Below are 12622 nucleotides of genomic sequence, written 5' to 3'. Positions count from 1 at the left end.
CCGGGGTGAGGGCACCAGACCGCACCTAACCCTTAATCGGTGAGTTGCGGCGCTTGCGCGGTGGGTGGAAGTGCCGCCAGTGTGGATCCTGCGCTGCGGCCAGCAGTTCGTGGTCGCCACGGGTATCCCCCCAGGCGCGCAGGTGGTACTCGTTCAGATTGCCATACACCTTTTCCAGTCTGGCGACTTTCTGGGCGCAGCGGCAGTTGTTGCCGGTAATGCGCCCGGTCAGCTTACCGTCTTTCACTTCCAGTTGTGTGCCAATCAGCTTGATGCCAAGCTTGTCAGCCCACGGCTGGAGCACCAGTGCCGGAGAGGCGGAACAGATGGTCACTTCCGCGCCAGAGTTCACCTCCGCCGCCACCGCCAGCACCCCCTCGGGGCGCATCAGCTTGTTCCAGTATTTTTCGCAAAACGCTTCCGCCTGCTGACGTAACCAGTGTTCATCCACCCCCGTCAGGAACGTTTTGATCAGCACCTCTTTTAGCTCATCACGCGTTAGCTTGCGGCGTACGCAGTGGAGCGTCGGCAATGCCATACGCACCAGTCGTCCCGCGAAGTAACGTTTCCCGAAGGCAAAACGCAGGAAAGGGATGAAGCTGTCGTGGTGTGTTAACGTTCCATCAAAGTCGAAGACAGAGAGCACGTTAGATTTGGCCACGGTCTCGTCGGCAATCATATTGGTCATAAATACGTCTTAGCTGAAATACACATTCTGCTCGTTAGTTTACCTGCTTTGGCGCCACAGTCCTTAAACCTCACGCTTTTTTTCTCATTCTTGCGGCCTGAGCCACTCAGATAATGTCATCCACCACGCCACCGTCAACGCGCAACGCCGCGCCAGACGTGGCGGAGGCCTGCGCTGAGCAGACATAGACCACCATATTGGCGACCTCTTCAACCGTGGCCGCTCGCTGGATCACCGAGCTGGGGCGGTTGGCCATCACAAACTCTTTTGCCAGCTGTTCCAGCGACTTACCGGTCTTCTCGATCTCGTCTTTCATCATCTCTGCGAATCCGTCAGACATCGTCGGCCCCGGCAATACGCTGTTGACCGTCACGCCGCTACCCGCCACGAACTTCGCCAGTCCGCGTGCCAGCGAGAGCTGTGCCGTTTTGGTCACGCCGTAGTGGATCATGTCCGCCGGGATATTGCAGGCCGACTCGGAGGAGATAAATACCACGCGGCCCCAGCCTTTCTTCACCATGCCGGGAAGCAGCGCGCGGGAGAGACGCACGCCGGACATCACGTTGGTCTGCCAGTAACGTTCCCAGGTGTCATCGTCGGTGGCATAGAAATCCTGCGGCCCGTAAATCCCGGCATTGTTGACCAGAATGTCCACGTTATTCGCCACCTTCAGCAGCGACTCGACCCCTTCCGGCGTGCTGAGATCGGCTATCGCGGCACGCACCTGCACGCCCGGCACTACCTGCTGCAGCTGCTGAATACCTTTATTCACCGACTCGGTACTGCGGCCATTGACGATCACTTCCGCACCGCTTTCTGCCAGCCCTCTGGCAATGGCGAAGCCAATTCCACCCGTTGAGGCGGTGACCAGCGCCACTTTCCCCGTAAAGTCGATTTTCATCATCTGCTCCTTATCGTTTTAACGTTCGGACCTTAAAGCGTAGCAGGTGACGATGACGGCTCCTGGCTAAAAAGGCGCAATAGCGACTCAACCTGTTCGTCCAGCGGGCTAAGCGAGCGCTTCACAATCAGGTGCAGCGGCGTGGCTCGCCGCACGCCATGGCTGAGCGGCAGCATCTTCAGTACCCCTTGTTCCAGCTGAGTCTGAATGCGCTCCTCCGGCAGCCAGCCGTAACCCACCTGCGACATCACCGCCTCAATGGCCGCGTCAATGGTGGAAAAGGTCCACGAGCCACTGGCGGAGTGCGCCGCGGTCTGGTTGTCCGCAATTTTAATCAGCGGCCACGGGCGGAGCATGTCGTCGTTCAGCGGCGCGTCGAGCTGAAAGAGCGGATGCTGATGATGGGCCACGGCAACAAAGTCGATATTCATCAGCCATTCGCCAAGCCCGGTCATATCCTGGCGGCGGGTTAAGACCATCACATCGGCTTCATCATTGATGGCATCGGCGCGGGTATTTTCCAGCACTTCGGTGAGACGGACCTGAGTCTGCGGATACTGCTGCTGGAACTGACGCAGGATGGCAAACAGACGACGGCGGGGAAAGATATTGTCCACCACCAGATCCAGTCGCGTGCGCATTCCGTTACGCAGGGTAAGCGCGCGTGTCTCAACGTACGCGAAGGCTTTCAGCAGCGGTTTGACCTGGTTGAGCAGCAGTTCCCCGGCAGGGGTCAACACCGCCCGACGGCCTTCCTGCACCAGAAGCGCCACCCCCAGCCGTTCCTGCAGTAGCGCCAGGTTATAGCTGACGGAAGACTGGCTGCGGTGCGTCTCTTCCGCGGCTCTGGCAAAACTGCCTGCATCCACTACCTTCTCCAGCAAGGACCATTGTTCGAGCGTCGTCTTGTGCATAATCAATCTAAAATTTGGATGAATTTGATTCAAACATAGCGTTATTCATTCATTTTTTGAAGGGGTAGGATCGTCTCATCAAAACAAAGGAGACATTATATGAGCACCTTCGACAAACACGACTTAAGCGGCTTCATCGGCAAACATCTGGTTTATACCTACGATAATGGCTGGAACTACGAGATTTATATCAAAAATGAAAATACCATCGACTACCGTATTCACAGCGGCCTGGTGGGGAATCGTTGGGTAAAAGATCAGCAGGTGTATGTTGTTCGCGTAGGTGAGAGTATTTATAAAATTTCCTGGACTGAACCCACCGGCACCGACGTTAGCCTGATTGTGAACCTTGGGGACAAACTGTTCCATGGCACTATCTTCTTCCCGCGTTGGGTCATGAACAACCCGGAAAAAACCGTCTGCTTCCAGAACGATCACATTCCACTGATGAACAGCTATCGCGATGCAGGTCCGGCCTATCCAACAGAAGTGATTGATGAATTTGCCACCATTACCTTCGTGCGCGACTGTGGGGCCAACGATGACAGCGTAATTGCGTGTGCGGCCAGTGAATTGCCCGCTGACTTCCCAAATAATTTAAAATAAGCGCGACAATTAACTAAAAAGAAAAGTTCCCGGTTATTTCTGTTTTTAAAGAAATAACCGGGATTTTTTTTGTTTGTTGAGCTTTGGTTTAAACGTTACATTTTGAAAAAATTGAGTGCTGTCACAAAATAAATAATTCATAATTTTATAACTTTATGTTTTTAAAGATATTTATATTCATGTGAAAACATTTTAATTCCCTCTCTTAATTTTTCCCTAAGAAATGAGCGCTACCTTGATATGAGTTTATGAACCGTTGAAATAAACGGTCCGCTAATTGGTTAATATCAAAAGCATGCCATTCTTATTGCAAGGAAATTAATGATGAGTGATTTTTTGCCTTTTTCCCGCCCCTCAATGGGTAATGAGGAAATCGCGGCGTTGCAGGAGGTATTAACCTCTGGCTGGATCACGACCGGGCCGAAAAATCAGGCGCTTGAAGAGGCATTTTGTCAGCTGACCGGGAATCACCACGCCATTGCCGTCAGTTCGGCAACGGCCGGGATGCACGTCACCCTGATGGCGCTGGGTATTGGCCCTGGCGATGACGTCATCACCCCCTCCCTGACCTGGGTCTCCACGCTGAATATGATCGTTCTGCTGGGGGCAAACCCGGTGATGATCGATGTGGACAAAGATACCCTGATGGTCACCCCGGACGCGGTAGACGCCGCGATTACGCCGCGTACCAAAGCGATTATCCCGGTGCATTACGCCGGTGCGCCGTGTGATATCGATGCTATCCGCGCGGTGGGGGAGCGTCACGGTATTCCGGTGATCGAAGACGCGGCACACGCCGCGGGCACGTACTACAAAGACCGCCACGTGGGCTGGCAGGGCACGGCAATTTTCTCCTTCCACGCCATTAAAAACATGACCTGCGCCGAGGGCGGTCTGGTGGTGACGGATGACGAACAGCTGGCACAAAAAATCCGCAGCCTGAAATTCCACGGTCTGGGCGTCGATGCCTATGACCGCCAGACCCACGGCCGCGCGCCGCAGGCCGAAGTGATCGTGCCCGGCTTTAAATACAACCTCGCGGATATCAACGCCGCGCTGGCGCTGGTGCAGTTGGGCAAACTGAAACAGGCCAATAAACGCCGTCAGGACATCGCCGAACGCTACCTGCGCGAGCTGGCCGACACGCCGTTCCAGCCGCTCACTATTCCATCATGGCCGCATGTGCACGCCTGGCACCTGTTTATTATTCGCGTGGATGAAGCCCGCTGCGGGATCTCCCGCGATAACCTGATGGCGGCCCTGAAGGAGAAGGGTATCGGCACTGGCCTGCATTTCCGCGCGGCACACACCCAAAAATACTACCGCGAGCGTTTTCCTGATGTATCGCTCCCGCATTCTGAATGGAACAGCGCGCGTATTTGTTCTCTCCCACTTTTCCCGGACATGACTCATGACGACACAACCCGCGTCATTACCGCGCTCCATCAGCTTGCAGGACATTGATATGTTCAGTGCGCCGCCTGTACAAAAAGTTTCTGTGGTGATCCCCGTTTATAACGAGCAGGAGAGCCTGCCCGAACTGATCCGCCGCACCACCGCCGCCTGCGAGACGCTGGGCAAAGCCTACGAAATCCTGCTGGTGGATGACGGCAGCAGCGATAACTCCGCCCTGACGTTGACCGAGGCTGCGCAGGCCGAAGGCAGCCATATCGTCGCGGTGCTGCTTAACCGCAACTATGGCCAGCACTCGGCCATTATGGCCGGGTTCAGCCACGTGACGGGGGATTTGGTCATCACGCTGGATGCCGATCTGCAAAACCCGCCGGAGGAGATCCCCCGGCTGGTCGCCAAAGCCGACGAAGGGTACGACGTGGTGGGTACGGTACGGCAGAATCGTCAGGATAGCCTGTTCCGCAAGCTGGCTTCCCGCACCATCAACCGCCTGATCCAGCGCACCACCGGCAAAGCGATGGGCGATTACGGCTGCATGCTGCGCGCCTATCGCCGCCATATTGTCGACGCCATGCTGCACTGCCATGAACGCAGCACCTTCATTCCGATTCTGGCGAATACCTTTGCCCGTAAGGCGACGGAGATCCCGGTGCTGCACGCCGAGCGTGAGCACGGGGAGTCGAAGTACAGCTTTATGCGTCTTATCAACCTGATGTACGACCTCATCACCTGCCTGACCACCACGCCGCTGCGCCTGCTGAGCGTCTTTGGCAGCATTATCGCGCTGGCCGGGTTCACGCTTTCCGTTTTGCTGGTCGTCCTGCGTCTGGTCTTTGGCCCCCAGTGGGCGGCGGAAGGGGTGTTCATGCTCTTTGCCGTGCTGTTCATGTTCATCGGCGCCCAGTTTGTCGGGATGGGCCTGCTCGGTGAGTACATTGGCCGTATCTATAACGATGTTCGCGCACGTCCGCGCTACTTTATTCAACGTGTTGTCCGCCAGGAACACAAAGTCTCTCAAGAGGAAAAACACCCATGAAAGCTGTTGTCTTTGCCTATCACGATATGGGGTGCGCGGGCCTGCTTGCCCTGCTTGAAGCGGGTTATGATATCGCTGCCATCTTCACGCATCCGGACGCCGCAGGCGAGAATAACTTCTTTGGCTCCGTGGCGCGTATCGCCGCCGAGCGCGGCATTCCGGTCTACGCGCCGGACGATATCAACCACCCGCTGTGGGTGGATCGCATTCGCGACACCGCCCCGGATGTCATCTTCTCGTTCTACTACCGCAACCTGATTTGCGACGATATTTTACGTCTGGCGACGAAAGGGGCATTTAACCTTCACGGCTCATTGCTGCCCGCCTACCGTGGCCGCGCGCCGCTGAACTGGGTGCTGGTGAATGGCGAAACTGAAACCGGCGTGACCCTGCACCGCATGGTGCACCGCGCGGATGCGGGCGCCATCATTGCGCAGCAGCGTGTTGCCATTGATGCGGATGAGACGGCGCTGCAGCTTCATCAGAAACTCTGCTCGGTGGCGCAAAGCCTGCTGCGCGATGCCCTGCCAACCATCCTGAACGGCACCTTCAGCGAGACCGCTCAGGACGAGAGCAAGGCGAGTTGTTTTGGCCGCCGCACGCCGGAAGACGGCCGTCTGGACTGGAACAAGCCCGCCCGCCAGCTGCACAACCTGGTACGCGCGGTGACCGACCCCTGGCCGGGGGCGTATAGCTTTGCCGGCGTCAGCAAATTCATCGTCTGGAAATCCCGCGTGCGCGACGATGTCCCGGCCGCGAAACCGGGCACTATCGTCTCTGTCTCTCCGCTGATTGTTAGCTGCGGCGAGCAGGCGCTGGAGATCGTGACCGGTCAGACCGACAACGGCGTTTATGTGCAGGGCGCGCAGCTGGCGCAGTCTCTGGGGCTGGTTCCCGGCGCCTTGATCACCAGCGCCCCGGTGGTGGCAATTAAGCGCCGCACCCGCGTGCTGATCCTCGGCGTGAACGGTTTTATTGGTAACCACCTGACCGAGCGTCTGCTGAAAGACGATAACTACGAAATTTATGGCCTCGACATTGGCTCCGATGCCATCAGCCGTTTCCTTGATTGCCCGCGCTTCCATTTCGTGGAAGGGGATATCAGCATCCACTCCGAGTGGATCGAGTACCACATCAAAAAATGCGACGTGGTGCTGCCGCTGGTCGCCATTGCCACGCCGATTGAGTACACCCGCAACCCGCTGCGTGTGTTCGAGCTGGACTTTGAAGAGAACCTGAAGATTATCCGCGACTGCGTGAAATACGATAAGCGCATCATCTTCCCGTCCACCTCCGAAGTGTACGGCATGTGTACCGATAAAAACTTCGATGAAGATACCTCTAACCTGGTGGTCGGGCCGATCAACAAGCAGCGCTGGATTTACTCCGTCTCTAAACAGCTGCTGGACCGCGTAATTTGGGCCTACGGCGAGAAAGAAGGGCTGCGCTTTACCCTGTTCCGGCCGTTCAACTGGATGGGGCCACGTCTGGATAACCTGAACGCGGCGCGCATTGGTAGCTCCCGCGCCATTACCCAGCTGATCCTGAACCTGGTGGAAGGCTCGCCCATTAAGCTCATTGAAGGCGGTAAACAAAAACGCTGCTTCACCGACATCAGCGACGGCATCGAAGCCCTGTTCCGCATCATTGAAAACAAGGATGGCCGCTGCAACGGGGAGATCATCAACATCGGCAACCCGGATAACGAAGCGAGCATTCGTGAACTGGCCGAAATGCTGTTGGCAAGCTTCGAGCGCCATCCGCTGCGTAACCAGTTCCCGCCGTTTGCAGGATTCCGCGAAGTGGAAAGCAGCAGCTACTATGGCAAAGGCTACCAGGACGTTGAGCACCGCAAGCCGAGCATTCGCAATGCGAAGCGCTGCCTGAACTGGACGCCAACGGTGAAGATGGAGCAGACCATTGATGAGACGCTCGATTTCTTCCTGCGCACCGTGGAGCTGTCGGAACAGGCCTCATGAAAAAAGTCGGTTTACGCATTGATGTCGATACCTTCAGGGGAACGCGTGACGGCGTTCCCGGACTGCTGAGGCTGCTGAGCAAGCACGATGTGCGTGCCAGCATCTTCTTCAGCGTGGGGCCAGACAACATGGGACGTCATTTATGGCGTCTGGTTAAACCGGCATTTCTGTTCAAAATGCTGCGCTCGCGCGCAGCATCGCTCTACGGCTGGGATATTTTGCTGGCCGGTACCGCATGGCCCGGCAGGCGTATCGGCGCGGGTAACGAAGCCATCATCCGTGAAGCGGCGCAGCACCATGAGGTCGGCCTGCATGCCTGGGATCACCATGCCTGGCAGGCCCGGGCGGGCGTCTGGGACATTCCTCGCCTGGCCCGGGAAATCGAGCGTGGTCTGCGGGAGCTGGAGGCCATTATCGGTCAGTCGGTGCGCTGCTCCGCCGTGGCCGGATGGCGTGCGGATCAACGCGTCGTGAAAGCCAAAGAGCCGTTCGCGTTTCGCTACAACAGCGATTGCCGGGGCAGCGGACCATTTTTACCGCAGCTCGGTGAAAACCGCGTTGGCACGGTGCAAATCCCGGTCACACTGCCCACCTGGGATGAAGTGGTGGGGCGCGAGGTGACCGCCGACGGCTTCAACCGCTACATTCTGGACCGTATACATCGCGACACTGGCACGCCGGTCTACACCATCCACGCCGAGGTGGAAGGGATTGCGTATCAGCATGATTTCGATGCGCTGTTGACGCTGGCGGCGCAGGAGGGGATTCAGTTCTGCCCGTTGATCGACCTGCTGCCAGACGATCTCAGTACGCTGCCCGTCGGCAAAATTGTGCGAAGTGAAATGGCTGGCCGGGAAGGCTGGCTTGGCTATCAACAAACCGTGAGTCCGGTACCATGAAAGTCGCCCGTTATGGCTTAGGGCTTTTCGCCCTGTTTATTGTTTACTATCTCATTCCGGTTGATATCCGTCTGTTATGGCAGCCTGATGAAACGCGCTATGCGGAAATCAGCCGTGAAATGCTCGCCTCCGGCAACTGGATTGTGCCGCATTTTCTGGGGCTGCGTTACTTTGAAAAGCCGATTGCTGGCTACTGGGTCAACAGCCTCGGGCAACTGCTGTTTGGCCATACAAACTTTGCCGTGCGCGCCGGGGCCATCTTTTCCACCGGCCTGACGGCGCTACTGGTTATCTGGATGGCCTGGCAACTCTGGCGCGATAAACGCGTTGCCCTGTTCTCCGGCCTTATCTTCCTGACGCTGTTTCTGGTCTATGGCATTGGCACCTATGCCGTGCTCGACCCCATCATCTCCCTGTGGCTGGCGGCGGCGATGTGCAGTTTCTGGCTGGCCTCGCAGGCGCAGACCCTGGCTGGCAAAGCGGGGGGCTACATCATGTTGGGGCTGGCCTGCGGCATGGGGGTGATGACCAAAGGCTTTCTCGCTCTGGCGGTGCCGGTCCTTGGCGTCCTGCCGTGGGTGATTGCCCAAAAGCGCTGGAAAGAGGTGCTGATTTTTGGCGGGCTTGCGATCCTGAGCTGCGTGCTTATTGTCTTGCCCTGGGGGCTGGCGATTGCCCAGCGTGAACCCGATTTCTGGCGCTACTTCTTCTGGGTTGAACACATTCAGCGTTTTGCCCAGAGCGACGCCCAGCACAAAGCCCCGTTCTGGTATTACCTGCCATTCCTGGTCGCGGGCAGTCTGCCTTGGCTGGCGCTGTTGCCCGGTGCGCTGCGTCTGGGCTGGCGTGAAAAACATCCGGCAGGCGGCGGGCTTTATCTGCTCGGTTGGGTGGTGATGCCGCTTTTATTCTTCAGCATTGCCAAAGGCAAGCTGCCTACCTACATCCTGCCGTGTTTTGCCCCGCTGGCGATCCTGATGGCGCGCTATGCCTGCCTCGCTGCGGAAAAGGGGGCCAGCGTGTTACGTATCAATGCCGGGATCAACCTGGCGTTCGGTACCCTCGGTGTCATCGCGGCGTTAGTCGTGTCGCCGTGGGGGCTGGCTAAGCACCCGGTCTGGACGTCGGTCGAGCTGTATAAAGTCTTCTGCGCGGTGGTGGCCTTCCTCGTCTGGGCCGTGGTGGGCTGGTTTAGCTTCAGACGGAGCCAGCAGCGCTGGTGGATGGCGGCGCTGTGCCCTGCCGGGCTGGCGTTGCTGATTGGTTTTGCCATTCCCAACCTGGTGGTGGACTCCAAACAGCCACAGTCGCTGGTGGATACCGTGCGCGACCCGCTCCAGCAGAGCCGGTTCGTGCTGGCCGATAACGTCGGCGTGGCGGCAGGGCTGGCGTGGGAGCTTAAACGTAATGACATCATCATGTTTGGTCAGAGCGGTGAGCTGCGTTACGGGCTGGATTATCCGGACGTGAAAGACCGCTTTATCACTAAAGATGACTTTGCGCAGTGGCTGGCGAGGCATCGCCAGCAGGGGAGCGTGTCGCTGGTGATCCTGCTGTCGAAGAACGACGATCTGAACCGGGATAACCTGCCAAAGCCGGACTACCTGTATATCCAGGGGCGGCTGGCTTACCTGCAGTATTTGCCGCAATGATGACCTGGCTTTGGCTGGTGCTGGCAAGCCTGCTGACCTGCGCGGGACAGCTCTGTCAGAAGCAAGCGACCCGTCCGGTGAAAACCGGGCGGCGTGGCGCGCATATTGTGCTCTGGCTGGGGCTCGCCTTGCTGGCGCTGGGCTGCGGCATGCTGGTCTGGCTGGTGGTATTGCAGCGTCTTCCCGTCGGGGTCGCCTATCCCATGCTGAGCCTTAATTTTGTCTGGGTGACGCTGGCGGCGAAATGGCTCTGGCATGAGAAGGTGGCCCGACATCACTGGCTGGGCGTAGGGTTGATTATGATCGGGATTGTTCTGCTGGGAGGAAGCCTGTGAAAGGGGCGTGCTGGGCGTTATGCAGCGTGGCGTTAGTCAGTGCCGCGCAGCTGCTGCTGCGCAGCGCCATGCAGGCGCTTCCGCCCGTCGGCGAGGCGCTGGCATTTTTCAGGGCTCTCTGGCATTTTTCGTCCGGTACCGGCGCGCTGCTGCTGGGGCTGATGGGCTATGTGGCCTCTATGGGCTGCTGGTATCTGGCGCTGCATCGCATGGCGCTCAGCAAAGCGTACGCCTTGCTGAGCCTCAGTTATATTCTGGTGTGGGGCGCGGCGATCCTGCTGCCCGGCTGGGATGAGTCGTTCTCGTGGCAGGGGCTGGCGGGTGTCGGGTTGATTATGCTGGGCGTGCTGGTTATTTTTCGGCCAGCTCAGCGTGTACAGAATGGATCAGAGACGCCGTAATCTCAAAGGGCGTGGTGGTGCAAACGGCGAGGCTCAGCAAACCTGTCCGGCACTGGCTCGTTGAGTGCAGCGCGGCACTGCTGTCAATGCTGACCATTTGCCAGGAATGACCACCGCGTTGTTTAAGGATGGCCTTTTTTAGGGTCCAGATACGCCAGAATGTGCTGAGTTTGTTTTCGAATGTTTCCTTTTCCAGCGCGTCATGCTCGGCATTGCTAAATACGGCATTGGCGAGCGTAGGCCAGTTTTCCTGCGGACGGATATGCTCCAGCGAACAGCCTACGTCACCTTCATCGCTGATAATTAACGCAATATCATCTTCCGAGTGACTCACGCTGAACCACAGAGGATACTCGTCGGCAAACACGGGTTTGCCCTGTTCACGGTAGACAATCTCCGGTAAAGGCTGTGGCGCCAGCACACGCGACAGTAGCCCTCGACCCGCCAGCCAACGGGCGCGTTGAGCACCCTGCGGAGCGTATTGGGAGAGGGCTTGCGCCCACTGGTCTGTGCTCAGCGAGGAGATTTTTCCCAGCAAAACCTGGTACATATAACGTCTGGCCTTCAGTCAAAAACGCGATAGCTGTAAAGTTGCGCGGCGAAACCATTACTATAATCCATTGACCTCAACAATGGCTAATCAGTAACGGAAAATCACCCGGGAAGCCGACTCTTGGGTCGGCCCGGCCCCAGCAGTATCGCCAGTTTGCTGCCGCCTTTGGTGGTCTCCATCCAGATTTTACAGACGCTGGTGAGCGGTACCGACAGCAGCATCCCAACCGGGCCCAGCAGCCATCCCCAAATCAGTAAGGATAAGAACACCACCAGCGTCGACATGCCCAGCCGGTGGCCCATCATCCGTGGTTCAAGAATATTCCCCAGCACCATATGCACCACGAGGAACAGCGCCCCCACCAGCATGCACTCATAGAAGCCATTAAACAGAAACGCCTGAATCATGGGCGGCACGGCGGAGAGTACCGCGCCAATGTTGGGCACGTATAGTTCAGCAAAAACGCCAGCACTCCCCACATCAGCGCGAACTGCACGCCCATCAGCATCAGCCCCAGCCAGACAATCACGCCGGTCCAGACGCTCAACAGGGTTTTTAAGGCCAGATATTTGGAGACGCCCTTTAACGCGCGGTGTAAACCGGCGATGTGAATTTGCGGATTATTCAGCGCGAAACGCAGCTTATAGGGCACGTGGCGCACTTCGAACAGCATAAACACCACCGTCATGACCAGCAGCAAAATGCTGGCCATGGCGCCGGACAGGCCGGTCATCAGCGTGGTGGCGTAGGTCATGATTTTTTCGGAATCCATCCGGCGCAACATCCGTTCCGGCGAAATATGCAGATTCAGAAACGGCATCATCTCCTGAAGCGCCACGATCTTGCGCGTCAGCTCTTTGTTGTATTGCGGCAGCATCGTGGAGAATTCGCTCAGCGAGGCGGCCAGCACGCCGAAAAGGGCGGTGAGGGCAATCAGCATCACGATAACCACAATGGTTATGGCCACCGGGCGGCTGATACCCCGGCGCAAAAACCAGGTCACCAGCGGGTTAAGCACAATGGCAAAAAAGAGCGCCAGCAGAAGCTGGACAATAATATCGGCGGCAGCATGGATACCGGCGAGGATCACCACCAGAGAGGCGAGTTTTAACAGGATGTGGAGTCCTGCTTTGTCGGGCGGGTTAGGGGTCATTCGTGTTCCTTAATGTGATTGCCCGTTAAGTGTAGTGCGCGGGTTCCGCTTCGTCTGGCACCGTTAATCTGAAAGTCGCTGCTGATTTTCTG

The 12622-nt window shown here is 57.4% G+C and carries 12 protein-coding genes and 1 pseudogene; 8 read left to right on the top strand and 5 right to left on the bottom strand.

Features of this window, described 5'->3' with window-relative positions; all coding sequences use genetic code 11:
- Window positions 1-25 precede the first annotated feature (25 nt).
- The 3 genes from M8370_RS03040 to M8370_RS03030 all read right to left on the bottom strand — a co-directional run bounded on the left by M8370_RS03040 (window position 26) and on the right by M8370_RS03030 (window position 2503).
- Window positions 26-688 (bottom strand): HAD family hydrolase, encoded by a 663-nt coding sequence (locus M8370_RS03040; RefSeq protein ID WP_013099181.1) that lies wholly within the window; start codon window positions 686-688, stop codon window positions 26-28.
- Between the two features lie 106 nt (window positions 689-794).
- Window positions 795-1589 (bottom strand): SDR family NAD(P)-dependent oxidoreductase, encoded by a 795-nt coding sequence (locus M8370_RS03035; RefSeq protein WP_020687718.1) that lies wholly within the window; start codon window positions 1587-1589, stop codon window positions 795-797.
- Window positions 1590-1621: 32 nt separating this feature from the next.
- Window positions 1622-2503, bottom strand: coding sequence for a LysR family transcriptional regulator (locus tag M8370_RS03030; RefSeq protein WP_029883624.1), 882 nt, complete (start codon window positions 2501-2503; stop codon window positions 1622-1624).
- A 99-nt stretch (window positions 2504-2602) separates the two neighbouring features.
- Between M8370_RS03030 and M8370_RS03025 the strand changes: the two genes are divergently transcribed.
- The 8 genes from M8370_RS03025 to arnF all read left to right on the top strand — a co-directional run bounded on the left by M8370_RS03025 (window position 2603) and on the right by arnF (window position 10824).
- A complete protein-coding gene (locus tag M8370_RS03025; RefSeq protein ID WP_029883623.1) occupies window positions 2603-3109 on the top strand; it encodes a phenolic acid decarboxylase in 507 nt (168 codons plus the stop codon).
- 324 nt (window positions 3110-3433) lie between these two features.
- Window positions 3434-4573: a UDP-4-amino-4-deoxy-L-arabinose aminotransferase gene (gene arnB / locus M8370_RS03020; RefSeq protein ID WP_038985084.1), complete on the top strand. Its 1140-nt coding sequence runs from the start codon at window positions 3434-3436 to the stop codon at window positions 4571-4573.
- A gap of 1 nt (window position 4574) precedes the next feature.
- Window positions 4575-5558 (top strand): undecaprenyl-phosphate 4-deoxy-4-formamido-L-arabinose transferase, encoded by a 984-nt coding sequence (gene arnC / locus M8370_RS03015; protein WP_250020471.1) that lies wholly within the window; start codon window positions 4575-4577, stop codon window positions 5556-5558.
- Window positions 5555-7537: a bifunctional UDP-4-amino-4-deoxy-L-arabinose formyltransferase/UDP-glucuronic acid oxidase ArnA gene (gene arnA / locus M8370_RS03010; RefSeq protein ID WP_013099175.1), complete on the top strand. Its 1983-nt coding sequence runs from the start codon at window positions 5555-5557 to the stop codon at window positions 7535-7537. Before arnC ends, arnA begins: the two co-directional genes overlap by 4 nt.
- Entirely contained in the window at window positions 7534-8436 is a 903-nt protein-coding gene (gene arnD / locus M8370_RS03005) for a 4-deoxy-4-formamido-L-arabinose-phosphoundecaprenol deformylase (RefSeq protein ID WP_250020468.1), read from the top strand. Before arnA ends, arnD begins: the two co-directional genes overlap by 4 nt.
- Window positions 8433-10088: a lipid IV(A) 4-amino-4-deoxy-L-arabinosyltransferase gene (gene arnT, locus M8370_RS03000; protein ID WP_250020467.1), complete on the top strand. Its 1656-nt coding sequence runs from the start codon at window positions 8433-8435 to the stop codon at window positions 10086-10088. The genes arnD and arnT overlap by 4 nt, the downstream gene beginning before the upstream one ends.
- Entirely contained in the window at window positions 10085-10423 is a 339-nt protein-coding gene (gene arnE / locus M8370_RS02995) for a 4-amino-4-deoxy-L-arabinose-phosphoundecaprenol flippase subunit ArnE (protein WP_250020466.1), read from the top strand. Before arnT ends, arnE begins: the two co-directional genes overlap by 4 nt.
- Window positions 10420-10824 (top strand): 4-amino-4-deoxy-L-arabinose-phosphoundecaprenol flippase subunit ArnF, encoded by a 405-nt coding sequence (arnF, locus tag M8370_RS02990; RefSeq protein WP_250020465.1) that lies wholly within the window; start codon window positions 10420-10422, stop codon window positions 10822-10824. Before arnE ends, arnF begins: the two co-directional genes overlap by 4 nt.
- Here the strand turns inward: arnF and acpT are convergent.
- Both acpT and M8370_RS02980 read right to left on the bottom strand, forming a co-directional pair.
- Window positions 10775-11374: a 4'-phosphopantetheinyl transferase AcpT gene (acpT, locus tag M8370_RS02985; protein WP_250020464.1), complete on the bottom strand. Its 600-nt coding sequence runs from the start codon at window positions 11372-11374 to the stop codon at window positions 10775-10777. The genes arnF and acpT overlap by 50 nt on opposite strands.
- Window positions 11375-11478: 104 nt before the next feature.
- Window positions 11479-12530, bottom strand: a pseudogene (locus M8370_RS02980) (AI-2E family transporter).
- Window positions 12531-12622 lie beyond the last annotated feature (92 nt).

Source organism: Enterobacter cloacae complex sp. OE43NF, from assembly GCF_023544405.1.
Taxonomy (GTDB): Bacteria; Pseudomonadota; Gammaproteobacteria; order Enterobacterales; family Enterobacteriaceae; genus Enterobacter; species Enterobacter cloacae.
Note: the sequence above shows the minus strand (reverse complement) of the source record. Positions and strands in the feature narration are given on the sequence as shown.